The organism is Nocardioides sp. Arc9.136 (assembly GCF_030506255.1).
Classification (GTDB): domain Bacteria; phylum Actinomycetota; class Actinomycetes; order Propionibacteriales; family Nocardioidaceae; genus Nocardioides.
Window position 1 is genome coordinate 3,427,159 of record NZ_CP113431.1, and the last position, 25,936, is coordinate 3,453,094.

Annotated in this window: 20 protein-coding genes; 14 read left to right on the forward strand and 6 right to left on the reverse strand. The window is 73.8% G+C overall.

Annotated features, from left to right (window positions below; genetic code table 11):
• Nucleotides 1-2 precede the first annotated feature (2 nt).
• The 5 genes from OSR43_RS16625 (at nucleotide 3) to OSR43_RS16645 (ending at nucleotide 6,026) form a co-directional block, all read left to right on the forward strand.
• Nucleotides 3-1,634 (forward strand): acyl-CoA carboxylase subunit beta, encoded by a 1,632-nt coding sequence (locus OSR43_RS16625; RefSeq protein ID WP_302267812.1) that lies wholly within the window; start codon nucleotides 3-5, stop codon nucleotides 1,632-1,634.
• Nucleotides 1,634-1,912, forward strand: a complete 279-nt coding sequence (locus OSR43_RS16630; protein ID WP_302267813.1) for an acyl-CoA carboxylase subunit epsilon — start codon at nucleotides 1,634-1,636, stop codon at nucleotides 1,910-1,912. The genes OSR43_RS16625 and OSR43_RS16630 overlap by 1 nt, the downstream gene beginning before the upstream one ends.
• A gap of 149 nt (nucleotides 1,913-2,061) precedes the next feature.
• A complete protein-coding gene (locus tag OSR43_RS16635; protein WP_302267814.1) occupies nucleotides 2,062-3,555 on the forward strand; it encodes a glycosyltransferase in 1,494 nt (497 codons plus the stop codon).
• Nucleotides 3,552-4,358: a hypothetical protein gene (locus OSR43_RS16640; protein WP_302267815.1), complete on the forward strand. Its 807-nt coding sequence runs from the start codon at nucleotides 3,552-3,554 to the stop codon at nucleotides 4,356-4,358. Before OSR43_RS16635 ends, OSR43_RS16640 begins: the two co-directional genes overlap by 4 nt.
• A 405-nt stretch (nucleotides 4,359-4,763) precedes the next feature.
• Nucleotides 4,764-6,026 carry an HNH endonuclease signature motif containing protein gene (locus OSR43_RS16645; protein ID WP_302267816.1) on the forward strand — a complete coding sequence of 421 codons (1,263 nt, stop codon included), beginning with the start codon at nucleotides 4,764-4,766 and terminating at the stop codon, nucleotides 6,024-6,026.
• Nucleotides 6,027-6,321: 295 nt separating this feature from the next.
• On the opposite strand, the gene OSR43_RS16650 is transcribed toward OSR43_RS16645, so the two are convergent.
• Entirely contained in the window at nucleotides 6,322-7,563 is a 1,242-nt protein-coding gene (locus tag OSR43_RS16650; RefSeq protein ID WP_302267817.1) for a response regulator transcription factor, read from the reverse strand.
• 41 nt (nucleotides 7,564-7,604) lie between these two features.
• A complete protein-coding gene (locus tag OSR43_RS16655; protein ID WP_302267818.1) occupies nucleotides 7,605-8,633 on the reverse strand; it encodes a glycoside hydrolase family 6 protein in 1,029 nt (342 codons plus the stop codon).
• A 41-nt stretch (nucleotides 8,634-8,674) separates the two neighbouring features.
• Here OSR43_RS16655 and OSR43_RS16660 point away from each other — a divergent pair, with 41 nt between their 5' ends.
• Nucleotides 8,675-9,274 carry a nucleoside triphosphate pyrophosphatase gene (locus OSR43_RS16660; protein WP_302267819.1) on the forward strand — a complete coding sequence of 200 codons (600 nt, stop codon included), beginning with the start codon at nucleotides 8,675-8,677 and terminating at the stop codon, nucleotides 9,272-9,274.
• Here the strand turns inward: OSR43_RS16660 and OSR43_RS16665 are convergent.
• The 3 genes from OSR43_RS16665 to OSR43_RS16675 all read right to left on the reverse strand — a co-directional run bounded on the left by OSR43_RS16665 (nucleotide 9,204) and on the right by OSR43_RS16675 (nucleotide 12,334).
• Entirely contained in the window at nucleotides 9,204-9,815 is a 612-nt protein-coding gene (locus tag OSR43_RS16665; protein ID WP_302267820.1) for a GtrA family protein, read from the reverse strand. The genes OSR43_RS16660 and OSR43_RS16665 overlap by 71 nt on opposite strands.
• Nucleotides 9,816-9,884: 69 nt before the next feature.
• Nucleotides 9,885-11,114: a glucose-1-phosphate adenylyltransferase family protein gene (locus OSR43_RS16670; protein WP_302267822.1), complete on the reverse strand. Its 1,230-nt coding sequence runs from the start codon at nucleotides 11,112-11,114 to the stop codon at nucleotides 9,885-9,887.
• Between the two features lie 32 nt (nucleotides 11,115-11,146).
• Nucleotides 11,147-12,334, reverse strand: coding sequence for an acyl-CoA dehydrogenase family protein (locus OSR43_RS16675; RefSeq protein WP_302267823.1), 1,188 nt, complete (start codon nucleotides 12,332-12,334; stop codon nucleotides 11,147-11,149).
• 172 nt (nucleotides 12,335-12,506) lie between these two features.
• On the opposite strand from OSR43_RS16675, the gene OSR43_RS16680 reads away from it, so the two are divergent.
• The 8 genes from OSR43_RS16680 to OSR43_RS16715 all read left to right on the forward strand — a co-directional run bounded on the left by OSR43_RS16680 (nucleotide 12,507) and on the right by OSR43_RS16715 (nucleotide 24,328).
• Nucleotides 12,507-14,300, forward strand: coding sequence for a biotin carboxylase N-terminal domain-containing protein (locus tag OSR43_RS16680; RefSeq protein ID WP_302267825.1), 1,794 nt, complete (start codon nucleotides 12,507-12,509; stop codon nucleotides 14,298-14,300).
• A 43-nt stretch (nucleotides 14,301-14,343) separates the two neighbouring features.
• A complete protein-coding gene (locus OSR43_RS16685; protein ID WP_302267826.1) occupies nucleotides 14,344-14,829 on the forward strand; it encodes a PH domain-containing protein in 486 nt (161 codons plus the stop codon).
• Nucleotides 14,826-16,376, forward strand: coding sequence for a PH domain-containing protein (locus OSR43_RS16690; protein ID WP_302267828.1), 1,551 nt, complete (start codon nucleotides 14,826-14,828; stop codon nucleotides 16,374-16,376). The genes OSR43_RS16685 and OSR43_RS16690 overlap by 4 nt, the downstream gene beginning before the upstream one ends.
• A complete protein-coding gene (locus OSR43_RS16695; RefSeq protein ID WP_302267830.1) occupies nucleotides 16,340-17,590 on the forward strand; it encodes a hypothetical protein in 1,251 nt (416 codons plus the stop codon). Before OSR43_RS16690 ends, OSR43_RS16695 begins: the two co-directional genes overlap by 37 nt.
• A complete protein-coding gene (locus tag OSR43_RS16700; RefSeq protein WP_302267831.1) occupies nucleotides 17,587-18,894 on the forward strand; it encodes a hypothetical protein in 1,308 nt (435 codons plus the stop codon). The genes OSR43_RS16695 and OSR43_RS16700 overlap by 4 nt, the downstream gene beginning before the upstream one ends.
• Nucleotides 18,891-19,553, forward strand: coding sequence for a hypothetical protein (locus tag OSR43_RS16705; RefSeq protein WP_302267832.1), 663 nt, complete (start codon nucleotides 18,891-18,893; stop codon nucleotides 19,551-19,553). Before OSR43_RS16700 ends, OSR43_RS16705 begins: the two co-directional genes overlap by 4 nt.
• Before the next feature lie 127 nt (nucleotides 19,554-19,680).
• The gene (locus OSR43_RS16710) at nucleotides 19,681-23,082 is read left to right on the forward strand and encodes a pyruvate carboxylase (RefSeq protein ID WP_302267833.1); all 3,402 of its coding nucleotides are present in this window, start codon (nucleotides 19,681-19,683) and stop codon (nucleotides 23,080-23,082) included.
• Between the two features lie 70 nt (nucleotides 23,083-23,152).
• Nucleotides 23,153-24,328, forward strand: a complete 1,176-nt coding sequence (locus OSR43_RS16715) for a benzoate/H(+) symporter BenE family transporter (protein WP_302267834.1) — start codon at nucleotides 23,153-23,155, stop codon at nucleotides 24,326-24,328.
• Nucleotides 24,329-24,509: 181 nt separating this feature from the next.
• Here the strand turns inward: OSR43_RS16715 and OSR43_RS16720 are convergent, their stop codons facing one another.
• Nucleotides 24,510-25,922, reverse strand: a complete 1,413-nt coding sequence (locus OSR43_RS16720) for an amidase family protein (RefSeq protein WP_302267835.1) — start codon at nucleotides 25,920-25,922, stop codon at nucleotides 24,510-24,512.
• Between the last annotated feature and the right edge of the window lie 14 nt (nucleotides 25,923-25,936).

The following is a 25,936-nucleotide window of genomic DNA, read 5'->3' on the forward strand; positions in this document are numbered from 1 at the left end:
CCGTGAGCGCAGAGAGCACCGAACGTCCCGGGCAGGGGACCGACGTCCCCGCGGACATCGACCTGCACACCACGGCCGGGAAGCTGGCCGACCTCGACCGGCGGCTCGACGAGGCTGTGCACGCCGGCTCGGCCAAGGCCGTCGAGAAGCAGCACGCCAAGGGTCGCAAGACCGCCCGCGAGCGCATCGAGATGCTCTTCGACGAGGGTTCCTTCGTCGAGCTCGACGAGCTGGCCCGGCACCGCAGCACCGCCTTCGGCCTGGAGAAGAACCGCCCCTACGGCGACGGCGTCATCACCGGCTACGGGACCATCGACGGTCGCCAGGCGTGCGTGTTCTCCCAGGACTTCACGGTCTTCGGCGGCTCGCTCGGCGAGGTGTACGGCGAGAAGATCACCAAGGTGATGGACCTCGCCATGAAGACCGGCTGCCCGATCATCGGCATCAACGAGGGCGCCGGCGCCCGCATCCAGGAGGGCGTCGTCTCGCTCGGCCTGTACGGCGAGATCTTCCGACGCAACGTGCACGCCTCGGGCGTCATCCCCCAGATCTCGATGATCATGGGCAACTGCGCCGGTGGCCACGTCTACTCCCCCGCGGTCACCGACTTCACCGTCATGGTCGACCAGACCTCGGCGATGTTCATCACCGGTCCCGACGTCATCAAGACCGTCACCGGCGAGGACGTCTCGATGGAGGACCTCGGCGGCGCCCGGACGCACAACACCAAGTCCGGCAACGCCCACTACATGGCCTCCGACGAGGAGGACGCGATCGAGTACGTCAAGGCGCTGCTCTCGTTCCTCCCGCAGAACAACCTCGACGAGCCGCCGGCCTACGACGAGGTCGCTGACCTCGACGTCACCGACTCCGATCGCTCGCTCGACACGATCATCCCGGACTCCCCGAACCAGCCCTACGACATGCACGACGTCATCAAGGCGGTCGTGGACGACGAGGACTTCGTCGAGGTCATGGAGCTGTTCGCGCCGAACCTGATCATCGGCTACGGCCGCGTCGAGGGCCGCCCCGTCGGCGTCGTCGCCAACCAGCCGATGCAGTTCGCCGGCACCCTCGACATCGACGCCTCCGAGAAGGCCGCGCGCTTCGTGCGCACCTGCGACGCCTTCAACATCCCCGTCCTCACCTTCGTCGACGTGCCCGGCTTCCTGCCCGGCACCGACCAGGAGTGGAACGGCATCATCCGCCGCGGCGCCAAGCTCATCTACGCCTACGCCGAGGCCACCGTCCCGCTGGTCACCGTCATCACCCGCAAGGCCTACGGCGGCGCCTACGACGTCATGGGGTCCAAGCACCTCGGCGCCGACATCAACGTCGCCTGGCCGACCGCCCAGATCGCGGTCATGGGCGCCCAGGGCGCGGCGAACATCGTGCACCGCAAGACGCTCGCCCAGGTCGAGGCCGAGGGCGGCGACGTCGAGGCTCGGCGCGCCGAGCTGATCGACGAGTACGAGACCACGCTGGCCAACCCCTACATCGCCGCCGAGCGGGGGTACGTCGACGCGGTCATCCAGCCGCACGAGACCCGGGCCGAGGTCGTCCGTGCGCTGCGGCTCCTGCGCTCCAAGCGGGAGACGCTGCCGCCGAAGAAGCACGGGAACATCCCGCTCTGATGGCCGCCGACGAGCAGTCCCCGGCCATCGCCCCGGAGCAGGCGCAGGACCAGGCGCAGGACCAGGGGCAGGAGCCGACCCGGCCCCTGCTGCGGGTCGTCAGCCCGCACGCCACCCCCGAGGAGGTTGCGGCGCTGGTGGCCGTGCTCTCCGCGATGGGCGGCGACGAGCCGGCGCCCCCGCGGCCGCGGCCCGAGTGGGGCGCGCCGCACCGCGCCGTACGCCGCACGCTGCCGCACGGCCCCGGCGGCTGGCGATCGAGCGCACTTCCTCGCTGATTCCCACCCGCCGAGCCCCCTCCGCACGTCATCCTTGAGCGGAAGTTGAGGTTCGCGGCGCCACCCCTTGAGGTGGGCCCACCAGGATCGTCCCGACAGACGACCGGACGGGCAGCCACGGAGCGGCCCGGCAGGGATAGGAACAGCACGTGGACGCGAACGACATGGGGTCGGCGGGTGACCAGCTGACGGCGGGCCTCGCCCCGGGCGTCGAGGACCCGCGCTACGTGCGGATGCCCGACCCGGCACTCGAGGCCTACGCCCAGCAGTTCCTCGAGGCGGTCGACGAGCTGCCGACGCTGCGCCCGACCGTCGGCTGCGTCATCCCGGCGTACAACGAGGCCGAGACCATCGCCGGCGTCCTGGACTCGCTGCTGCAGCAGACCCGGCTGCCCGACGCCATCCACCTCGTCGTCAACAACACCAGCGACGACTCGGTCGAGATCGCCAGCCACTACGCCGGCCCGCACACGCGGATGACGCCGACCGGCGAGCAGACCACGGTCGTCTACGTCCACGACATCGGCAAGAACCCCGACAAGAAGGTCGGCGCCCTCAACTACGGCTACTCCCTCGTCGAGCACATGGACTACCTGCTCGGCGTCGACGGCGACACCACGCCGGAGCCGGACGCGATCCAGCACCTCGTGGACGAGATCTCCAGCGACGACCGCATCGGCGGCATCTCGGCGATCTACTCCATCGACGACTCCGCGATGGACGGGGTCGTCACCAAGTTCCTGATCGCCGGGCAGCGCGCGCAGTTCTCGGCGTTCAACATGCAGAACCTGCTCAAGGGCCGCAACATGGCGGTCCTCGGCGGCCAGTTCTCGATCTTCTCCACCCAGGCGCTGCGCGACGTCATGCGCGACAGCCACCAGCGCACGCCGTGGGTCAGCGACTCCGAGGTCGAGGACTCCCTGCTCTCGCTGCAGATCAAGTCCGCCGGCTACCTCACCAAGATCTCCGCCCGTGCCCGCGCGCACGTCGGCGGCATGACCACGCTGCGCTCGCTCGACGCCCAGCAGGTCAAGTGGAACTTCGGCGCGATCGACCTGATGTGGCCCGGCCAGCGCGGCGACACCAAGGGCCAGCCGTTCCACCCCAACCTGCGGCTGCGGTGGTTCGAGCACCTCTCGATGGTCATCAACATGACCACGCGCCTGATGTTCCTGGCGCTCCTCATCGGCTCGCTGATGATCGACGCGTTCGTCTTCCAGGCCTGGTGGCTGATCCCGCCGCTGGCCGCGGTGTGGCTGAACTTCCGGGTGGCGCACTCGATGCAGTTCGCCAACCGGCGCGACTACCTCTTCGTGCTGCTCGTCTTCCCCGCCGAGCTCTACATGTTCATCCGGATGGGCCACTTCGTGCGCGCCTGGCTGAAGTTCTTCAGCCGCCAGCAGACCGACAACTGGGCCGCCCAGGCGAAGGCCGAGCGCGGCAAGGGCATCGCCTGGACCTACCCGTTCGTCGCCCTCGGCGTCTTCTTCGTCGCCACCTGGGCGGCCTGGACGCAGGTGCCCGTGGAGACCACGTCGGACCTGCTGGCGTTCGGCTGGCCGATCCTCGGCGTCATCACCGTGCTGCAGACCGTCTGGATGTTCATCAAGTCCTGCCGGCGCTACCGCGGGTTCAAGGCATGAGCGCCCGCGCCGCCGTACCCGCTCCCACCCGACCCACCGCTCCGGAGACCACCACCGTGTCCACGTCCTCCCGCCCCGGCGGCCCCCGCCGGTCCCGCGGACTGCGCGGCCTCGCCGCCGCTCTCGCCCTCCTCGTCGCCGGCTCGCTGTCGAGCTGCTCGGTCCTCGACGGCTTCGGCACGGACCCGGAGCCGGTGAAGGCGGAGAACCCCGCCGCCGCGCAGCCGGCGTACGACTCGCAGTTCACCCGCGACGGCACGTTCCAGTCGCACATCAAGATGGACGGGATGGACTTCGTCTACACGATGTGGCCGACCAAGGCCACGCCGCGGACCAACGAGTGGTTCCCCAAGGGCAACAAGTTCTTCTCCCTCACCCTGCAGGTCTACGACCTCGACCGGAAGCTGCGCGACCCGTTCCGCACCAAGCGCAAGGCCTACCTGGGCAACATCAAGGCCACCTCGCGCACCATCACCTCCGACGGCGGCCGCACCCAGCACCCCTACCGCCTCGACGCCGAGGCCTCGCGGATCACCTTCGACCCCGAGGCGGTCACCCATCCGCTCCACGGCATGCTGATCACCTCGCCGAAGGGCGCCTTCGAGCTGCGCAACCAGAAGATCGGCCCGGTCTCCGACGACACCCGCGGCGTCGAGCTCACCCTCGTCGCGGACGTCCACTTCGAGACCTCCCCCGGCTCCGGTGAGTTCGTCGCCCGCACCGTGAAGCAGACCGTCCCCATCGCGATCTTCGAGTCCGACACCCCCACGGTCGTCACCAAGATCCCGATCAACGCCAACTGACCCCCCGCTGGTCGAGCAGCCGAAGCATCGCTGGTCGAGCAGCCGAGCCCCGGCGAGGCGCGCAGGGCCTGGGGAGTCGCTGCTGGTCGAGCAGCCGAGCCCCAGCGAGGCGTCGTCGAGACCCGGTGAGATGCGCAGGGCCCGGGTGCTCGCCCCCGGCTGCCTGGCCATAGGTGGTTGCGGTGGAGGCAGCTACGGGAGGGGTACGGCGGGTGGTTGCGGCGGTCTCCCGGCTGCCAGGTCGCCCTGCTGGTCGAGCAGCCGAGCCCTGGCGAGGCGTCGTCGAGATCCGGCGAGGTGCGCAGGGCCTCGGGCACTCGAGTTCCCTGAAGCCGTGGTCCACGATGCGGTCTGACCTGGGGAAACACGCGTCTGACTGTCGGTGGTCGGTGCTTGAGTAGACCCATGGCCAAGGACTCCCGACGCAGCGCACACGTGGTGTGCCGCGCTGTCGCGAAGTCCCGCAAGCAGATGCGGTCAGCCGCCGAGGTCCACCTGTGGTCGATGTCGGACGACGACGTCACCGACACGCTCCGCGAAGCCGCGAAACTCCGCGCCCGCGTCGAGGCACTGGAGCTCCGGCTAGCCGCCGAGGCCGACCGCCGTCACGCCGGCGAACGGGTCGGTGCCACCGACACCGCCGCCTGGTGGGCGACCGAAACGCATCAGACCCGTCCCGCTGCGAAGCACCGCATGCGGCTGGCCGAGTCCTTGGACCGCCACTGCCAGACGGCAACGGCTTTCGCCGAGGGCGAGGTGTCGGTCGATCACGCTCGCGTCATCACCGAGTGCCTCGACCGGCTGCCCACCGACCTGGACGACCCGACGATCCCGCTCCGCGCGGAGCAGCACCTGCTGGCCGAGGCACGGCACCGTGACCCCAAGTCGTTGCGCATCCTGGCCAAGCACGTGCTCACCGTCGTCGCGCCCGAGATCGGCGAAGCCCGCGACGCCCGCGCCCTGGAGGCCGAGGAGCGGCTCGCCCGCGAGACCGCGTGGCTGACGATGAGCCCCGACGGCCGCGGGTCGGTGATCGGGAAGTTCAAGATCCCCGAGCTCCACGGCGCCATGCTGAAGAAGACCCTCCTCGCCTTCGCCGCGCCGAAGCACCAAGCCGCCACCCAGGACCCCGCTGCCGCCGCGACGGTCGAGCGCCGCCCGTCACCGGAACGGATGGGTGACGCGTTCTGCGAGCTCCTCGAACGCCTCCCCACCGCCTCGGTGCCGAAGCTCGGCGGCCTCAACGCCACCGTCGTCATCACCATGGACATCGGCTCGCTCCTCGGCGGACTCGCACCCGGCGTCCTCGACGACGGCGCCACCATCTCCGCAGCCACCGCACGAAGACTGGCCTGCGAAGCAGGCCTGGTCCCCGCCGTCCTCGGCACCCAGTCCGAGCTGCTCGACCTCGGCCGCACGACGAGGCTCTTCACCGGAGCCCAACGACGGGCCCTCAACACCACCCAGCCGACCTGCACCGCAGAAGGCTGCGACTGGCCCGCCCACCTCTGCCACGCCCACCACGACCAACCCTGGTCCGCCGGCGGAGCCACCGACCTGACGAACGCCCGGAACCTCTGCCCTAGGCACCACGCCCGGATCCATGACCCGGCGTACGAGACCACGCACCTGCCCGGAGGGAAGGTCGCGTTCCACCACCGGACATAGGCCGACCCAACGAACACGCCTTGTCCACCGCAACCACAGCGGTCGACCCCCGCCGGCCGTGGGCCGAGAAGCAAGCGCGCCCAGGACCTCGACCACAGCGGCGCGCAACCACACGACTCAAAAAAGAACCTGCCCTGGCACCACCCGGCGGCCCGACGACCACCCCGGGGCCCTGCCCACCTCACCGGGTCTCGACGACGCTCGCTCGCGCTCGCTGCTCGACCAGCGGGCGCGCGTCACGGCGACCCTCGACCTGCAGGCGCGGGTCTCGACGGCGCTCGACGTGCGGGGTGGGTCAGGCGGTCTCGGCGAGGCGGTAGCCGACGCCCCGGACGGTCTCGACGAAGCGGGGGACGGCGCCGTCGTCGCCGATCTTGCGGCGCAGGTTGGCGATGTGGAGCTCGACGGAGCGCTTGTCGGCCTCGTTGACGAAGTAGGAGGTGACGTACTGCTGGCCGCGCATCGTCAGGACGAGGTCGGCCTTGCTCCGCACCCGGCGCCCGGTGCTGAGCAGGGAGGCGAGCAGGTCGAACTCCGTGCGGGTCAGGTCGACCGCGCCGCCGCCGACCGTCACGACCCGCGTCTCGTTGTTGAGCGCGAGGCCGTTGAACCGGATCCACGAGCCGTCGGCGGACGGGCCGCCCGCAGGAGGCACCGGCGCCGTGGGGGCCGCGTGCGTCCCGCCGGTGGGCGCGGGCGGCTGGTACGCCGGTTGCTGCACCGGCGCGGGCGGAGCGGCGGGCGCGGCCGGGGGGAGCGGCGCGGCGGGCTGCTCGTACACCGGCTGCTGCTGCACCGGCTGCTGGTACGTCGTCGGCTGGTAGGTCGGCGGCTCCGCGACCGGCGGCTCGGCGACCGGCTGCTCGTGGACCGGCTGCTGGTAGGCGGGCCGCTCGTAGGACGGGGCCGGGGAGGGCGCCGGCGCCGGGGGCGGCGGCTGGTGGTGGGGCTCGTAGGTCGGCTGCGGCGGCGGGGCGATGGGCTGCGGCTGCTGCGGCGGTGCCGGCTGCACGGGGTCGTCGGTGCGGACGAGCCGGAGCGGCGAGTTCTGGACCAGGTCGCGGGCGGCGGCCGCGGCCCACGACTCCTTCGGCGGCTCCGGCTCGGCGGCCGGAGCACCGGCCTCGACCTCCTCGGCCCAGCCGACGGGCTGGTCCGCACGCACCCGGGGGCGGCGCAGCATCGAGTCGGCGCGGGCACGCAGCTCACGCGGGCGGAAGGGCTTGACGAGGTAGTCGTCGGCGCCGGCCTCGAAGCCCTGCACCACGTCGATCTCGTCGGCCAGCGCGGTGATCATGATCAGGTAGGTGTTGCTGAACTCGCGCAGCCGCCGGGCCACGGCGAAGCCGTCCATCCCGGGCATGTTCACGTCGAGGGTGGTGATCAGCGGGTTGTGCGTGCGGACCGCCTCGACGCCCGACGGACCGTCGGGTGCGACGACCGTCGAGAATCCGGACTGGGTCAGGACGATGTCGATGAGATCGCGGACGTCCGGGTCGTCCTCGATGATGACCGCGGTCCACGCATCCCCCTGCATGGCACGAACCCTAACAACGGCTGCCCCGTCCAGGTGCGCGGTCAGCGTGCGGCGAGCAGCTCGGCGGCGCGCTGGGGCCAGAACTCGCCCGCCGGCGGGCCGCCGTTGCACTCCCCGTCGCTCTCCCCCGGCGGCTTGATCCACAAGAACGCGTCCAGCCCGGTGCCGTCGTCGACGTACCCGGGCCGCTGGCCGAGCGACTGCCCGGGCGGGTTGCACCACTCGTCGCCCGAGCCGACGCCGTTGCGTCCGCTGTCAACGACGTAGTGAGCGCCGCCGACCAGCTCGCTGACCTTCTCGGCGTACGCCACCTCGGCGGGGTCGGTCTGGTAGTTCGACACGTTGGTCGCGAAGCCCCGCACGTCCGCGACGCCCACCTCGCGCAGCAGCGCGGCGACCTGGCGGGGGGCGACCCAGCCGGAGTGGCCGCCGTCGATGTACGTCGTCACGCCGGCCTCGACGAGGACGTCGACGGCCCGCGCCAGCAGGTCCACCCGCTCCGCGCGGCGGTCGCAGTCGACCGCGGAGGCCAGCGCGTCCGGCTCGAGCACCACCGCGGCGTCGTACCCGGCGGCGGCGGTCGCGATCTCCTGGACCCACGGCACGTAGGTCTCGGCGTCGAGCCCGCCGCTGGAGTAGCCGCCCGTGCAGTCGCGGTCGGGGATGCCGTACACCACCAGCAGCGGCACGCGACCCGCCTCGTCCGCGGCGGTCACGACCGACTGGACGTAGCCCCCGACGTCGCCGGGCGGGCGCTCCTCCGGCGTCAGCCAGATGCCCTGCGGCACCTCGACGAGCTCGGCGAACGCCGCGGCCTCCTCGGCACGGCCGTCGGCCTCGGCCTGCCGGGCCGCCTGCGCGGTGCGGGAGTCGGGGTCGGCGTACTGCGGCCGCTCGGCGAACGGGTTGGTCTCCTGCGGCCCGAGCTCGAACGGCCCCAGGTGCTGGGCGCGGGCCACCAGGACACCGCCGACGGCGAGCGCCACGACGGCGACGGCGGCCACCAGGAGCACCCGGGGCAGACCGGAACGGGAGGGCTCGTCCGTGCGGCCGGGAGGGTCGAGGGGCACGCGGTCATTGTGCCTCCCGGGCGGTGCGCGATGCTGGGCCGGTGGTCACGTTCGTCCTCGCCTCCGCCTCCCCCGCCCGCCTCACGACGCTGCGCAACGCCGGCCTCGACCCGTTGGTGGTCGTCTCCGGGGTCGACGAGTCCCAGGTGGTCGGCGTGCCGCCGGCCGAGCTGGCGCTGCAGCTGGCCGAGCTGAAGTGCGCGGCGGTCGCCGGTCGCCCCGAGGTGCCCGCCGGCGCCCTGGTCCTCGGCTGCGACTCCGTCCTCGAGCTGGACGGCCAGGCGCTGGGCAAGCCGGCCGACGCCGAGGAGGCCGTGGAGCGGTGGCGCTCGATGCGCGGCAGGTCCGGCGTGCTCCGCACCGGTCACTCGCTCCGGGACACCGCCAGCGACCGGGTCGTCGCCGCCACGGCGTCGACCACCGTGCACTTCGCCGACGTCGGCGACGAGGAGGTCGCGGCGTACGTTGCGACGGGCGAGCCGCTGCACGTGGCGGGCGCCTTCACCGTCGACGGCCTCGGCGGCGCGTTCGTGACCGGGATCGAGGGCGACCACCACAACGTGGTCGGCGTCAGCCTTCCCCTGCTCCGGACGCTGGTGAGCGACCTGGGCCACTCGTGGACGGATCTCTGGACTCGCTGACCGGACCGCCTGGCAGCGCGGTGCCGTCGGGGTCGGTCGACTCACCGAGGTGGTCCGGCTCCGCGGGGAGCACCGGCTCGGCCGGGTCGTACATCTCGGTGAGGTGGATCGGCCGGCGGAAGACGAAGCGCCGGAAGAGGTAGAACCGCGAGACCAGGCCGAGCACCAGCCCGATCACGTTGGCCGCGATGTTGTCCGAGATCGGGTCGCTGAGCCCCAGCACGTCGCGGCTGATCTTCAGGCACGCGATCGGGAAGAGCATGGTGACCGCGTTGATGCCGACGAACGCCGTCAGGCCGCCGTCGGCCTGCCGCGGCGGGCGGTCCCGGAAGGCCCAGGTCCGGCTCCCGCGGTAGCTGACGAACATGCCCACCGTGTTGGCGATGACGTACGCCAGGATCGGCTGGTCGGGCAGCAGCGCGTGCTCGCCGGTGTTGTAGCCGTGCAACAGCAGGTTGAAGATGAACAGCGCCACGACGGTGGCCAGGCCGCCGACGGCGACGAACCGACCGGCCTCACCGAGGAAGCGCCGGTTCGACATGGTGCCCAGGCTAACGAACGTCGGTCCGCTTCCCCGCCTCGGCGCGACCGCCGCCCCCGCGAGCGCCGCTCAGGCGGTGGTGCCCGGCTCGAGCCGGCTGCCGGCCGCCAGGACGACGCCCTCGCCGACGACACTGTGCCGCCCGACGATCGTCACCGCGTCGGGGTCCTCGGTGGCCGGTGCGTCCGGGTCGCCGACGCGGGCGCCGGCGGCGATCTCGCAGCCGCTGTCGACGATCGAGCAGTGCACCTGCGCGCCGCGTCGTACGACGCTGTCCCTGAACACCACGCTGTCCGCGACGACCGCGCCCTCCTCGACCACCACACCGGGGCCGAGCACGCTCCGCACCACCTCGCCGGCGACCCGGCAGCCGGGGCTCACCATGCTGTCGGCGACCGTGGCCGAGGCCAGCACGCGGGCGGGCTGACGCTGGGGCTGGCGGGTCAGGATGTCCCAGCCGCGCACGCCGACGACGTCCTGGTCCTCGGTGAGGAACTCCTCGTGCGCCTTGAGGTAGAGGTGGGGCTGGCCGAGGTCGCGCCAGTAGCCGGGCATCGGGTGGGCGACGACCTTGCCCCGCTCGACGAGCCGGGGCAGCAGGTGGTCGCCGAAGTCCTCGAGGCCGGTGTCGCCCGCGGGGCTGTCGCCGCTCAGCTCCTGGTGCAGCCGGCCGAGCTCCTCGACCAGCACCGCCGGGTCGTAGACGAAGATCTCCGTCGCGACCGTCCCCGTCGTGGGCTCCTCGGGCTTGTAGTCGAACGCCGTGACCCGGCCGTCCTCGTCGTGCTCGACGGTGGCGTGGTTGGAGGCCTGCTCGATCGGCACCTCGGAGGTGACGACGGTGCACTCGGCGCCGTGCTCGCGGTGCGTGGCGATCGCGTCGCGGTAGTCGAAGCGGTAGACGTGGTCGGCGCTCATCACCAGCAGCACGTCGGGGTCGAAGGCCTGCACCTGGTCGCGGATGCGGAACAGCTCGTCGGCGTTCCCCTTGGCGAAGCCGTCCTCGTCCAGGCTCCCGGTCCCCTCCTGGGGCATCAGCAGGCGCAGGCCGCCGGTGTTGCGGTCCAGGTCCCAGGGCCGGCCGTTGGCGACCTGCTCCTCGAGCGTCCCGCCCTGGAACTGCACCGAGAGCCACACGTCGGTCACGCCGGAGTGCGCGAGGTTGGACAGCGGGAAGTCGAGCAGCTGGTAGACCCCGACGAACGGCAGCGCCGGCTTGGCCCGTTCCCGGGTCAGCACGTCCATGCGCCCGCCGGCGCCTCCGGCCTGGACGATCGCGAGCACCCGGTCAGCAGCCATGCCTCATCGTGACAGGCGCACCATGACGCTCCTCACTCGACGGGCAGTCCGAGCCCCCTCGCGATGAGCATCCGCTGGACCTCCGAGGTGCCCTCACCGACCTCGAGCACCTTCGCGTCGCGGTAGAAGCGAGCGACCGGGTACTCCTCCATGAAGCCGTAGCCGCCGAAGACCTGCGTCGCGATCCGGGTCGCGGTCACCGCGGACTCGGTGGAGTAGAGCTTGGCGACCGCCGCCGCCTGCTTGAACTCCCGGTACGTCGCGCCGCCGGCCGCCATGGAGTCCTTGATCGCCGCCGCGCGGTAGGTCAGCATCCGGCTGGCGTGCAGCATCACCTCGAGGTCGGCGACCTGGAAGGCGACGCCCTGCTTGCGACCGATCGGGCCGCCGAAGGTCTGCCGCTCCCCCGCGTAGGCGACCGCCATGTCCAGGCATGCCTGGATGCACCCGACCGACAGCGCCGAGATCGCGACCCGGCCGTCGTCGAGGGTGGCGAGGAACTGGGCGTACCCGCGGCCCCGCTCGCCGAGCAGGTGGTCGGCGGGCACCCGGGCGTCGGCGAAGGACAGCGGGTGGGTGTCGGAGGCGTGCCAGCCGAGCTTGTCGTAGGCCTTCTCGACGGTGAAGCCGGGCGTCCCGGCGGGGACCATGATCGCGGAGATCTCCGGCTTGCCGCCCTCCCGCGTGCCGGTGCGGGCGGTGACCGTCACGACCGACGTGATCGTGGAGCCGGAGTTGGTGATGAACTGCTTCGACCCGTCGACGACCCACTCGTCACCGACCAGCTCGGCCTTCGTGCGGGTGGCCCCGGCGTCGGAGCCGGCACCGGGCTCGGTGAGGCCGAACCCGGCGAGCCGCTCACCGGCCACCAGCGCCGGCAGCCAGCGCTCGCGCTGCTCGAGCGTGCCGTAGGTCAGGATCGGGTTGATCCCGAGACCGACCCCGGCCTGCAGGGTGATCCCCATCGACTGGTCGACGCGGCCGATCTCCTCGATCGCCACGCACAGGCTCGTGAAGTCGCCGTCGTCACCGGCGCCGCCGTACTCCTCCGGCGCGGTGAGGCCGAAGAGGCCGAGCGCACCCATCTTCTGCACCACCTCCACCGGGAAGTGGTGCTCGCGGTCCCACCGCGCCGCGTGCGGCGCGATCTCGGCCTCCGCGAACTCGCGGACGCTGCGGCGGAACTCCTCGTGCTCGCGGGACAGCTCGAACGACGTCATGCACGGCATGCTAGACGCAGAGGTTAATGGTTGTTAACCACCAGCGGCCGTCGGATCGCCGTCTCGCGACTGAGACCACCCGGACCCCCCTGGACAGGGGGCGATAACCTGCCCGCCGGGTCGCCCGACCCGTCCGTCGAACGAGCGTCCGAGAGAGCCAGGAGTGCCCACGGTGCCGGAGAGCAAGCCCCTCACGAAGGTCCTGATCGCCAACCGAGGCGAGATCGCGGTGCGGGTCATCCGCGCCTGCAAGGACGCGGGCATCGGCAGCGTCGCGGTGTACGCCGAGCCCGACCGCGACGCCATGCACGTCCGGCTGGCCGACGAGGCCCACTCCCTGGGCGGCGCCACCCCGGCCGACTCCTACCTCGACATCGCCAAGATCATCGCGGTGGCCGAGAAGTCCGGCGCGGACTCGGTCCACCCCGGCTACGGCTTCCTCGCCGAGAACGCCGACTTCGCCCAGGCCGTCATCGACGCCGGGCTGACCTGGATCGGCCCCCCGCCCGCCGCCATCGAGGCCCTCGGCGACAAGGCCCGGGCCAAGCACATCGCCGACAAGGCGAACGCCCCGCTCGCGCCGGGCACCAAGGACCCGGTCAAGGACGCCGACGAGGTCGTGGAGTTCGCGAAGGCCAACGGCCTCCCGGTCGCCATCAAGGCGGTCTTCGGCGGCGGCGGCCGCGGCCTCAAGGTCGCCCGCACGCTCGAGGAGATCCCCGACGCCTACGAGTCCGCCGTCCGCGAGGCGGTCACCGCCTTCGGCCGCGGCGAGTGCCTAGTCGAGAAGTTCCTCGACAAGCCGCGCCACGTCGAGACCCAGTGCCTGGCCGACCAGCACGGCAACGTCGTGGTCGTCTCGACCCGCGACTGCTCGCTCCAGCGCCGCAACCAGAAGCTCGTCGAGGAGGCGCCCGCGCCGTTCCTGTCCGACGAGCAGCTGGCCGAGCTCTACGAGTCCTCCAAGCGCATCCTGCGCGAGGCCGGCTACCACGGCGCCGGCACGTGCGAGTTCCTCGTCGCCCAGGACGGCACCATCTCCTTCCTCGAGGTCAACACCCGCCTGCAGGTCGAGCACTGCGTCTCCGAGGAGGTCACCGGGATCGACCTGGTCCGCGAGATGTTCCGCATCGCGGCCGGCGAGGAGCTCGGCTACGACGACCCGGAGATCCGCGGCCACTCCATCGAGTTCCGGATCAACGCCGAGGACGGCGGCCGCAACTTCATGCCGGCGCCCGGCACCCTGTCGGCCTGGAGCCCGCCGAGCGGCCCGGGCGTGCGACTCGACGGCGGCTACGAGAACGGCGAGACCATCCCCGGCTCGTTCGACTCCCTGATCGCCAAGCTGATCGTCACCGGCCGGGACCGCACCCAGGCGCTGGAGCGCTCGCGCCGCGCGCTGGACGAGTTCGTCGTCGACGGCATGCCGACCGTCATCCCCTTCCACCGCGCGGTCGTCTCCGACCCCGCGTACGTCGGCGCCTCGACGCCCTCGGGCGAGGGCTCCTTCGACGTCTACACGCAGTGGATCGAGACCGAGTTCGACAACCGGATCGAGCCCTACTCCGGTGACGCCGCCGAGGCCGACGAGCCCGAGGAGCGGCAGAGCGTCGTCGTCGAGGTCGGCGGCAAGCGCCTCGAGGTCGTCCTCCCGGCCGGGCTGGGCGGCATCTCCGCCGGCGGCGGCGCCGGTGCGGCTGCGAAGAAGCCCAAGCGAAAGAAGGGCGGCGGCAGCGGTGCGGCGGCCAGCGGCGACGCGGTCACCAGCCCGATGCAGGGCACGGTCGTCAAGGTCGTCGTCGAGGAGGGCCAGGAGGTCGCCGAGGGCGACACCGTGGTGGTCATCGAGGCGATGAAGATGGAGCAGCCGCTCAAGGCGCACAAGGCCGGCACCGTCACCGGCCTGCAGGCCGAGGTCGGGCAGACCGTCACCAACGGCGCGGTCATCTGCGAGGTCAAGGACTGACGCGACTCCCGGCCGCCGGCGGGCGGCTGGCTAGCGTGTCCGCGTGACGACCGTCCTGCGCGAGCCGCGCCACCGGGTGAGTCCCCGAGCCCGCCTGATGTGGCAGGTCACCGCCCTGGTCGAGGGCGTGGTGACCATCGGCGTCGTGCTCGTCGTCGACCTCACCGTGGACGCCGTCGACGTGCCCTGGTGGGCGGTGGCGCTCGCCGGGGCGGCGGTGCTCGGGTGGGTGGCGGTGGTGCCGCAGTGGCGCTACGCCGTGCACCGCTGGGAGGTGACCGACACCGCCGTCCACACCCAGCGGGGGTGGTGGGCGCGCGAGCAGCGGATCGCGCCGCTCTCGCGCATCCAGACCGTCGACCGCGCCGAGGGCGCGGTGGCGCGGCTCTTCGGCCTGGCGACGGTCACCGTGACCACGGCCTCGGCCGCCGGCGCCCTCGAGATCGAGGGCCTCGACCGGGCCCTGGCCCGGGACCTCGTCGCGGAGCTGACCGCGCGCGCCGACGCCGTCGACGGCGACGCGACGTGAGCCTGCCCGGCGCCCCGGAGGACTGGCAGCGGCTCGACCCGCGGATGCTCCTGGTGCACCCGGTCCGGGAGACCGCGAAGCTCGCCCCGGTGCTGCTCGGCCTGCTCGTCGCGGGCACGGCGTCGGGCGCCCGTGGTTGGCAGCTGCTCGGGATCCTGGTGCCCGTCGCGCTCGGCCTGCTCCGGTACCTGACCACCAGCTACCGCGTCGCCGGCGGCCGGGTCGAGCTGCGCCGCGGGCTCCTCGAGCGGCACGTGCTCTCGACCCCGGTCGACCGCGTGCGCACCGTCGACCTGACCGCCTCCCCCATCCACCGCCTGCTCGGCCTCACGACCGTGCGGGTCGGCACCGGCACCGCCTCGACCAGCGACGACGAGCAGCTCGACCTCGACGGGCTGCCGGTCGAGCGGGCGCGCCGGCTGCGCGAGGAGCTGCTCCGGGCCGCTCCCGGGCCCGGCGGAGCCCTCGACCCGGGCGAGGCGGGTCCCGCGCCGACCGCTCCCCCGCCGGTGCTCACCTTCGACCCCGCCTGGGCGCGCTTCGCCCCGCTGACCTCGACCGGCGTCGTGCTCGGCGCCGGCGTCCTCGGCGGCGGCGTGCAGCTGCTGGAGGCGGTGGGCGGGACCCGCCGCCTCGACGTCTCCTCGTGGGCCGACCGCGCCGCGGGCGCGCCGGTGCTGCTGGCCGCGGTGGCCGCCGTCCTGGCTGTCGGCGTGGTGACCTCGGTGCTGGCGGTCGGCGGCTACCTGTTCGCCAACTGGGGGTTCACCCTCGGCCACGCCGACCGGGCCTGGCACCTGTCGCGCGGCCTGCTCACCACCCGCGAGACCAGCCTCGACGACGCCCGGCTGGCGGGCGTGACCCTCGGCGAGCCGCTCGGGCTGCGCGCCACCGGGGGCGGCCGGCTCGCCGCGATCGTCACGGGCCTCGGCGACGGCCAGGAGTCCTCCTCGGTGCTCGTGCCGCCCGCGCCGCGCGGCGTGGTCCAGGCGACCGCGCGGCGGGTGCTCGGCGTCGCCGGGCCCGTCGACGTACCCCTGCGCCGGCACGGTCCGGCCGCCACCCGCCGGCGGTGGACCCGGGCGCTGGTGCCCGCCCTGGGGGTCGCCGCCGCCTGCCTGGTCCTCGCGGCCCGGGCCGGCTTGGCCTCCACCTGGCTGCTGGTCCTGGCCGTGGTGGCGCCGGTGGTCGCCTGCGCCCTGGCGGCCGACCGGTCGCGCTCGCTCGGGCACGCGCTGGTCGAGGGGTACGTCGTGAGCCGGTCGGGCAGCCTCTACCGCCGGCGCGACGTGCTCGACGTGGACGCGGTGATCGGCTGGAACCTCCGTGCCACCTGGTTCCAGCGCCGCGTGGGGCTGGTCTCGCTGGTCGCCACGACGGCGGGCGGTCGTCAGGCGGTGACGCTGCTCGACGTGCCCGAGGCGGACGCGGTCGCCCTCGCCGCCGCGGCTACCCCCGGGCTGGTCGAGCCGTTCCTCTACGATCGCCCGGCGACCGGGAGGAGCACGCCGTGGCCGACGACATCGACGCCATCGTCGAGGACCTGACGACCTCCGGCCTGCACCTCGGGCCGGGCACCGAGACCTGGATGACGGAGGCCGAGGTCGCGGCGGTGCGGAAGGCCCTGGCGGAGGCCGACGTGCCGGTCCACGTCGTGCTGGTCCGCCCGCCCGAGGACAGCGGCATCTACGCCGGTGACGACCTGCTCGCGCGTGTCCACGACGCCGGCGGACCCGACGGGCTCTACGTCGGCGCCAACAGCGAGTGGGCGGTCGCCGAGGGCGAGCCGGCGTCGTACCCCACCATCCCCGGCGGCCGCGAGGTGCGTCCGGCGGTCCAGCAGTGGGGCGACGTGGCGGGCAGTCCCGACGTCGCCCGGGACGCCGAGTCCCTGCTCGTGTCCGACGCGGACGGCGACGCCCAGCCCCTCGCCGACGCGCTGCTGTCCCTGGTCCGGCACCTCGACGACGGGACCTACGAGGCCGCCGCCGCCGCGGCGAGCGACGGCCGTTCCGCGCGGTACGAGGCGGAGCGCGAGTCGGGCGGCTCGACCGGGTCCTCCACGTCGTACGCCGACGAGGGCGACACCTCGGACGCCGTGGTCGGCGGCGTGACCGTCCTGGTCCTCCTCGCGGCCCTCGGCCTCGGCGCCGCGGCCGTGGGGCGGCGGGTGCGTGCCCGTCGCGGGGCGCGGACGTTCGCGCTGCCCGACTCCGTGCTGGACCGGGTCCGCGAGGCCGGCGACGCCGAGCTGGCCCGCCGCGCCCGCGCCGACGTGCTGGCCCTCGGCGAGCGGATCGACGCCGCCGACCTCGGCGGCTCGGGCGCAAGCGCCTGGGCGGCGGCGCTCGACCACTACGACGCCGCCGGGCGGCTGCTCCCCGACGAGCCGACCGCCGAGGTCGACCCGCTCGACGCCGTGGGCGCCGTCGTGCTCGCGGGGCGTGGCGAGGAGGCGCTCGCCGCCGCCCGCCGCGGCCGGCCGTTCGAGCCCTCCACCCGCTGCTTCCTCAACCCGCTGCACGGCCGCGCGTCGCGTGACCACGCCCTCGAGCACGACGGCCGCCGCGTCGAGGCGCCGATCTGCGCGGCCTGCCGCCGCGACCTCCAGGCGGGGCGCCGGCCCGACATCCTCGAGGTGGTCGTCCGCGGCAGGCCCCAGCACTACTTCGAGACCGACCGCGAGCCGTGGGCCTCCACCGGCTTCGGGGCGCTCGAGCCCGACCTGGTCCGGCGCCTGCACCGCGGTGGTCGCCGGTGACGGCCGACGCGACGCCGGGCGTCACCGACCTGGAGTCGCTGGCCGGGTCGCTGGCCGAGGACCACGTCCTCGTCGACCCGCTCTTCGGCAACGGCCGCACCGAAGAGGTCGACGCGGCGCTGACCGAGGTCGTCGACGGCCTCGGCTACCCGGCGTACGTCGTGCTGGCGCCGGGTCCCGAGGGCCTCTCCGGGACCGACCCCGGCCGCGACCTCGCGACCCGCCTGCACGAGCGGATCGGCGGGGACGGGCTCTACGTCGTGCAGACCGACCCCAAGAGCCACGCCCTGACGTTCGCCTCGTTCGGCGACGTGCCCGAGGCGACCCTGCGCTACGAGGTCGAGACCGGCCTGCGGCCCGAGGGCGGCGCGAACGCCGGGCTGGCCCCCGCGGGCATCGCCGCACGCACGCTCGACGTCCTCGACGCCGTCGACCGGGGCGAGGAGGTCTCCGAGGACCGCTTCGACTCCTGGTCGGGGCGGACGGTCTTCCAGGAGCCGGCCGAGTGGGACCTCGACTACGACGTGCCGACCTCCGGCACCTACGCGATGGGCAGCACCCTGGCGCTCGTCGCGGTCGCCGGCTGCTCCTACCTGCTGCTGCGCACGGCATTCCGGTGGCGCGAGACGGCCCCCGCCGCCGGCCCGGTGGCGGCCGCCCGCCGGACGGGACGGACCCGCTCGTCGGAGCAGCGTCGTGCCGCCCGAGGCGACGCCCCGGCGCCCGCGCCCGGCCCGGCGGAGGTCCGCGCCACCGCCGAGCGCGAGCTGGAGTCCCTGTCGCGGCTGCTCGCCCGCGGTGCGGGCCGGCCGCTCGGACCGGAGCAGCGGGAGCTGGTGGACGGGTCCTACGACACCGCCCGCTCGCTGCTCGAGCGCACCGGCACCGATCCCGCCGACCTCGACGACCTGCTCGGGGCGCTGGTCCTCGTCCGGGTCGCCACCCGGGCCGCGGGCACGCGGAAGCGCTCGCGCCGGTCGGCACGGGGACAAGCCCAGGAACAGGCCCAGGAACAGGCTCAGGCACCAGCGCCGTACCGCCCGTGCTTCTTCGACCCCCGCCACGGCGAGGGCACCGCACGCCGCACCGTCCCCGTCGGGGACCGCGAGCTGACCGTGCCGGCGTGCCCGCGGTGCACCCGCGCCACCGGCACGGCGCTGGCGCCGATGGTGGTCCGCGGCGGGCTGCTCGGGCGCGCCCGGCCCTGGTACGAGCTCGACACCGTCTGGGCCCGCACCGGGTACGGCGCGTTCGTCGACGACCTGTGGCAGCACGTCGCCGCCGACCTGCGGCGGTCGCGGTGACGGCGCTGGGACGGCTGGCCTGCGGCGTGGCCGCGCTCGTGCTGGGCGCCGGCGCCGCCCTGGTGGTCGACCACCGGCTCGACGAGAGTCCCGACGAGGCCTTCGCAGCAGGCGACCGGGTGGTGGCCGCGGCGGAGGGTCTGCGCGACGACCACGTGCACGTGACCGCGGACGGGCGGGCCATGCTCGACGAGGCCGCCGAGGAGGAGATCGCCGACCTCGTCGCCGAGCGGGACCTCCCGGTCTACGTCCTGGTCTGGCGCGACAGCTGGTTCGCGGGCTACGACCACTACATCCAGGCCGCCGAGCAGGTCCTCCACCGGCTCGACGAGCCGGGCGTGCTGGTGCTCTGGCAGGGCCCCGAGGCCAGCACGACGCAGGTCTCGCCGGGCTGGACGATGGACCGGTACGCCGAGGACTGGGGCGAGGCGGAGGACGAGCCGTCGTACCTCGGCGACGCGGCGCTGCGCATCCCCGAGTGGCTCGAGCAGCTCCCTGCCGACCCGCTCGTGCGGCAGGAGGGCGACTACTGGGGCGGCACCGGCGGAGGGATCGCTGCCGGCCTCTTCTTCGGCCTCCCGATCGTGCTCGGCTGCTGGGTCCTGCTGGGGTTCGTGCGCCTGCTGACCGGACGCCGGTTCCGCAACCGGCCGGTGTAGCGGCGGCCCGGCGGCGACGGTCCCGGGCCGGTCCCGGGCCGGTCCCGGGCCGGTCCCGTGCCGCCGGTCGTCTCGCGCGTGGCCTCCGCCACGGCGGTGACGGCCGTGGACCCCTAGCCTGTCCGCCATGTTCTCCAAGGTGCTCGTGGCCAACCGCGGCGAGATCGCGGTCCGTGCGTTCCGCGCCGCCTACGAGGTGGGCGCGAAGACGGTGGCGGTCTTCCCCTACGAGGACCGGTGGTCCGAGCACCGGCTCAAGGCCGACGAGGCCTACGAGATCGGCGAGCGCGGGCACCCGGTGCGGGCCTACCTCGACCCCGAGGCGATCGTCGCCACGGCGGTGCGCGCCGGCGCGGACGCGGTCTACCCCGGCTACGGGTTCCTCTCGGAGAACCCCGCGCTCGCCGAGGCGTGCGCCGAGGCCGGCATCACCTTCATCGGGCCGACGTCCGAGGTGCTGGAGCTCACCGGCAACAAGGCGCGCGCGATCGCCGCGGCCAAGGCGGCCGGCGTGCCGACCCTCGCCAGCGTCGAGCCCTCCACCGACGTCGACGCGCTGGTCGCGTCGGCCTCGGAGATGCCCTACCCCCTCTTCGTCAAGGCCGTCGCCGGCGGTGGCGGCCGCGGCATGCGCAAGGTCGACGAGCCCGGCCCGGACCACCAGCACCTCCGCGAGGCGGTCGAGACCTGCATGCGGGAGGCCGAGGCGGCCTTCGGCGACCCGACGGTCTTCATCGAGCAGGCCGTCGTCGACCCGCGCCACATCGAGGTGCAGATCCTCGCCGACGGCGAGGGCAACGTCATCCACCTCTTCGAGCGCGACTGCTCGGTGCAGCGGCGCCACCAGAAGGTCGTCGAGATCGCGCCGGCGCCGAACCTCGATCCCGAGCTGCGGGACCGGATCTGCGCGGACGCCGTGCGCTTCGCCCGCGAGATCGGCTACCGCAACGCCGGCACGGTGGAGTTCCTGCTCGACCCGCAGGGCAACTACGTCTTCATCGAGATGAACCCCCGGATCCAGGTCGAGCACACCGTGACCGAGGAGGTCACCGACGTCGACCTGGTGCAGTCCCAGCTGCGGATCGCCTCCGGCGACACCCTCGCCGACCTCGGCCTCTCCCAGGAGGGCATCGTGCTGCGCGGCGCCGCGCTGCAGTGCCGGATCACCACCGAGGACCCCGCGAACGGCTTCCGCCCCGACACCGGCGTGATCACGACGTACCGCTCCCCCGGCGGCGGCGGCATCCGGCTCGACGGCGGCACCGTCTACACCGGCGCCGAGGTCTCTGCGCACTTCGACTCGATGCTGGCCAAGCTGACCTGCCGCGGCCGGACCTTCGACAAGGCGGTCGAGAAGGCCCGGCGGGCGGTCGCGGAGTTCCGCATCCGCGGCGTGTCGACGAACATCCCGTTCCTGCAGGCGGTGCTCGACGACCCCGACTTCGCCTCCGGCAACGTCACGACGTCGTTCATCGAGACCCACCCGCAGCTGCTCCAGGCGCGCGGCAGCGGCGACCGGGGCAGCAAGCTGCTGACCTACCTCGCCGACGTCACCGTCAACCAGCCGCACGGCGAGGCGAAGGTCTCGGTCGACCCCGCGAGCAAGCTCCCGCCGACCGACCTGCAGGTCCCGGCGCCGGACGGCACCCGCCAGCTGCTGCTCAAGGTCGGGCCCGAGGAGTTCGCCCGCCGGCTGCGCGAGCAGTCCCGGGTGGCCGTCACCGACACGACCTTCCGCGACGCCCACCAGTCCCTCCTCGCCACCCGCGTGCGCACCCGCGACCTGCTGACGGTCGCCCCGCACGTCGCCCGGACCACCCCGGAGCTGTGGTCGCTCGAGGCGTGGGGCGGCGCGACGTACGACGTGGCGCTGCGCTTCCTCGCCGAGGACCCGTGGGAGCGGCTGGCCCAGCTGCGCCAGGCCGTGCCGAACATCGCCCTGCAGATGCTGCTGCGCGGCCGCAACACCGTCGGCTACACGCCGTACCCCACCGCCGTGACCGACGCCTTCGTCGAGGAGGCGGCCGCCACCGGCATCGACGTCTTCCGGATCTTCGACGCCCTCAACGACGTCGAGCAGATGCGCCCGGCGATCGAGGCGGTGCGCGCGACCGGGACCACCGTCGCCGAGGTGGCGCTGTGCTACACCGGCGACCTGTCCGACCCGGGCGAGCAGCTCTACACGCTCGACTACTACCTGCGCCTGGCCGAGCGGATCGTCGAGGCCGGCGCGCACGTGCTGGCGATCAAGGACATGGCCGGCCTGCTGCGCGCCCCGGCGGCGCGGACGCTGGTGACCGCGCTGCGCGAGCGGTTCGACCTGCCGGTGCACCTGCACACCCACGACACCACCGGCGGCCAGCTCGCGACGCTGACCGCGGCGATCGAGGCGGGGGTCGACGCCGTCGACGCCGCGACCTCGTCGATGGCCGGCACCACCTCGCAGCCGCCGCTCTCGGCGCTGGTCGCCTCCACCGACCACTCCGAGCGGGAGACCGGGCTGTCGCTGGCGGCGGTCAACGCGCTGGAGCCGTACTGGGAGGCCACCCGCCGCGTCTACGCGCCGTTCGAGTCCGGCCTCGCCTCGCCGACCGGTCGCGTCTACCGCCACGAGATCCCCGGCGGGCAGCTGTCGAACCTACGCCAGCAGGCCATCGCGCTGGGCCTCGGCGAGAAGTTCGAGCAGGTCGAGGACATGTACGCCGCGGCGAACGACATCCTCGGCAACGTCCCCAAGGTGACCCCGTCCTCCAAGGTCATCGGCGACCTCGCGCTCTCGCTCGTGGGCATCGGCGCCGACCCGGCGGAGTTCGCCGAGGACCCGGGCCGCTTCGACGTCCCCGACTCGGTGATCGGCTTCCTCAACGGCGAGCTCGGCGACCCGCCGGGCGGCTGGCCCGAGCCGTTCCGCACCAAGGCGCTCGAGGGTCGCACCTGGCAGGCACCCGACCAGGACCTCACCGAGGACCAGCGCGCCGCGCTCGCGCAGGCCGGACCGCCCCGGCAGCGTGCGCTGAACCAGCTGCTGTTCCCCGGGCCGACCAAGGACTTCCTGGAGAAGCGCCAGACCTACGGCGACGTCTCGGTGCTGCCGACGGTCGAGTACCTCTACGGCCTCCGCACCGGCGTCGAGCACCAGGTCGACCTCGCCGAGGGCATCCGGCTGATCCTGGGCCTGCAGGCCATCAGCGAGCCCGACGAGCGCGGCTTCCGGACCGTCATGGCCACGATCAACGGCCAGATGCGGCCCATCGCGGTGCGGGACCGGTCCGTGGCCTCCGAGGTGGCCGCGGCGGAGAAGGCCGACACCTCCCGGCCCGGCCAGGTCGCGGCGCCGTTCGGCGGCGTGGTCACGGTCGTGGTCGCCGAGGGCGACACCGTGGCCGCCGGTGACACCGTCGCCACGATCGAGGCGATGAAGATGGAGGCCTCGATCACCGCCCCCGTCGCCGGCCGCGTCGAGCGGGTCGCCGTCGGCGGCACCCAGGCCGTCGAGGGCGGCGACCTGGTGCTCGTCCTGGCCGAGTGACGCGCCGGTGAGCCGCTCGTGGCGCGGGTGGCGCCGGGTGAGCGCCGGGTGAGCGCCGGGTGAGCGCCGGGTGAGCGCGGCCGGCGCCCACCTGGCCGCCGGCCGGTCCACCCCCGTCGTGGCGGGGGTGGTCACGGCGGTGGTGGGGTTCAGCAGCTCCTTCGTCGTCGTCCTCGCAGGCCTCGCCGCCGTGGGCGCCTCCTCGGCCGAGGCGGCGTCGGGGCTGGTCGCGCTCTGCCTGGCCCAGGCGCTCGGGATGCTCTGGCTGGGGCTGCGCCACCGCACCCCGCTCACGCTCGCCTGGTCGACCCCGGGTGCGGCCCTCCTGGTCTCCACCGGTGCCGTCGAGGGCGGCTGGCCGGCCGCGGTGGGCGCCTTCGTGGTGACCGCCCTCCTCATCGGCCTGACCGGCCTGGTGCCCTGGCTGGGCGACCTGGTGGGCCGCATCCCCGCCTCGCTGGCGCGCGCGATGCTGGCCGGGGTGCTGATGCCGTTGTGCCTGGCTCCGGTGACCGGGCTGGCGGACTCCCCCGGCCTGGTCGGTCCCGTGGTGCTCACCTGGGTCGTCGGGCAGCTGCTCTTCCGGCGGTGGGCGGTGCCGGCCGCGCTGGTCGTCGCGCTCACCGTCGTGCTGCTCGAGGCCGGCGACACGGTCGACACCGACCGCCTGCTGCCCACCCTCGCCTGGACGACGCCGGAGTGGACCCTGCCGGCCCTGGTCTCCATCGCGCTCCCCCTGTACGTCGTGACGATGGCCTCGCAGAACGTCCCCGGCGTCGCGGTCATGGCCAGCCACGGGTACGCCGTGCCGTGGCGCGAGTCGATGGCGGTCACCGGCCTCGGGACGCTGCTCGCCGCACCGCTCGGCGGGCACGCCGTCAACCTCGCCGCGATCACCGCCGCAATGGCCGCGGGTCCGCTGGCCGGCCCCGACCGCTCCCGGCGCTGGCTGGCCGGCACCAGCGCGGCGGTCTCCTACCTCGTCCTCGCCGCGGCCGGCTCCGCGCTCACCGCCGTCGTCGTCGCCGCGCCCGGCGACGTCGTCCAGGCCGCCGCCGGCCTGGCGCTCCTCGGCACCCTCGCCGCCTCGCTCTCCGGCGCGCTCGCCGACGAGGACGGCCGGGAGGCCGCCGCCGTCTGCTTCCTCGTCGCCGCCTCCGGCGTCACCGTCCTCGGCGTCGGCTCGGCGTTCTGGGCGCTCCTCGCCGGCCTCGCGCTCCGCCCGCTCCTCCGCGCCCGCGGCTGAGTCCGCCGCGTCGGCGTCGGCTCGGTCCGGGATGGCCCGGGCTGGGGCTCGGGCCGCCACCGCGATCGCGATCGCGCAATTGAACGATCCGGGTGGTGCCACGACCGAGGAAGCGCTCCCACGCCACCGCGATCGTGCAATTGAACGATCCGGGTGGCCGCGACCACGGCCCAGGCCGGCCTCAGCCCACGGACGGCGCCAACGTCGGCGCGGGGAGCGGGTGGCGCAGCGACTCGTAGCCGTGGGCGACCTCCACCAGCGTCCGCTCGCTGCCGGCGGTGCCCCAGAACGACACCGCGACCGGCAGCCCGTCGGCGAGCCCGGTCGGCACGGTGAGCAGCGGGTAGCCGGCCATCGCCGGCACCCCGGTGCAGGAACCGATCACCTCCTCGGGACCGTCGAGCCGGATCCGGTGGGCGCGGGGGTAGGACGGGGTCATCAGCACGTCCAGCGCGTGCTCGCGCAGCACCCGGTCGATGCCGCCCTCGCGGGTGGCGGCCACGCAGCGCGCCCGCGCGGCGGCGTACTCCTCGGAGTCGGTGCCGGGGCCCGCCAGCGCCTCCTCGAGGCAGACCTGGCCGAAGTGCTCGAGCTCGACGTCGGCGTGGCGCCGGTTGAACTCCACGACCTCCGCGAGGTCGCGCGGGCCGTCGCCCGGGCGGCCGGCGAGGTACGCCGCCAGCTCCGTGCGCAGCTCGGCGAGCATCACCAGCAGCTCGTCGTCGTAGAGCGAGGCCGGCATCGTCGGCAGGTCGGTGCCGTCGACGACGACGGCCCCGGCGGCCGACAGCGCCGCGATCGCGCGCTCGGCGGCGGCGTCGGCCTCGGCCGAGTAGCCCCAGTAGGGCCCGCGCGGCACGCCGATCCGCTTCCCGGCCAACCGACCCTCGACGGCGTGCGCCGCGTAGGCCACGCCGTCCCCGGCGAGCACCGACAGCAGCGCCGCGGCGTCGCGCACCGTCGTGGCCATCGGTCCGGGCGAGTCCTGGGAGGAGGCGATCGGCACGACCCCGGTGGTGGGCACCAGGCCGACGGTCGGCTTGAGCCCCACGCAGCCGTTGTACGCCGCGGGGCAGCTGATCGAGCCGTCGGTCTCCGTGCCGACCGCGAAGGCCGCCAGGCCGGCGGCGACGGCCGCGCCGCTGCCGGAGCTCGACCCGCCCGCCGACCGGTCGAGCGCGTAGGGGTTGCGGGTGAGCCCGCCGTACGCGCTCCAGCCCGAGGTGGACTCGTAGTCGCGGATGTTCGCCCACTCCGAGAGGTTGGTCTTGCCGAGCACGACCATCCCGGCCTCGCGCAGGCGGGCGACCAGCGCGGCGTCCTGGACCGGGTTCGGCCGCTCCGCGAGCACCAGGGAGCCCGCGGTCGTGGGCAGGTCGAGGGTGTCGACGTTGTCCTTGACCAGCACGGCCCGCCCGTGCAGCGGACCGCGGCTGCGGCCGGCCGCGGACTCGGCGTCGCGCGCCCGGGCCTGGCCGAGGGCGTCGGGGTGGACCGTGCAGACCGCGCGGACGACCGGGTCGACCTCGGCGATCCGGGCGAGCAGCCGCTCGACCTCGGCGACGGACGTGGGCGCGGCGTCAGGCGGGTTCACGGGCGGAATCATCC

Bases quoted from the DNA above. Each gene is read 5' to 3' on its own strand.
- OSR43_RS16670 (WP_302267822.1), bottom strand. From the start codon at position 11,114: ATGGCTGCTGACCGGGTGCTCGCGATCGTCCAGGCCGGAGGCGCCGGC.
- OSR43_RS16630 (WP_302267813.1), top strand. From the start codon at position 1,634: ATGGCCGCCGACGAGCAGTCCCCGGCCATCGCCCCGGAGCAGGCGCAG.
- OSR43_RS16710 (WP_302267833.1), top strand. From the start codon at position 19,681: ATGTTCTCCAAGGTGCTCGTGGCCAACCGCGGCGAGATCGCGGTCCGT.
- OSR43_RS16645 (WP_302267816.1), top strand. From the start codon at position 4,764: ATGGCCAAGGACTCCCGACGCAGCGCACACGTGGTGTGCCGCGCTGTC.
- OSR43_RS16650 (WP_302267817.1), bottom strand. From the start codon at position 7,563: ATGCAGGGGGATGCGTGGACCGCGGTCATCATCGAGGACGACCCGGAC.
- OSR43_RS16640 (WP_302267815.1), top strand. From the start codon at position 3,552: ATGAGCGCCCGCGCCGCCGTACCCGCTCCCACCCGACCCACCGCTCCG.
- OSR43_RS16665 (WP_302267820.1), bottom strand. From the start codon at position 9,815: ATGTCGAACCGGCGCTTCCTCGGTGAGGCCGGTCGGTTCGTCGCCGTC.
- OSR43_RS16675 (WP_302267823.1), bottom strand. From the start codon at position 12,334: ATGACGTCGTTCGAGCTGTCCCGCGAGCACGAGGAGTTCCGCCGCAGC.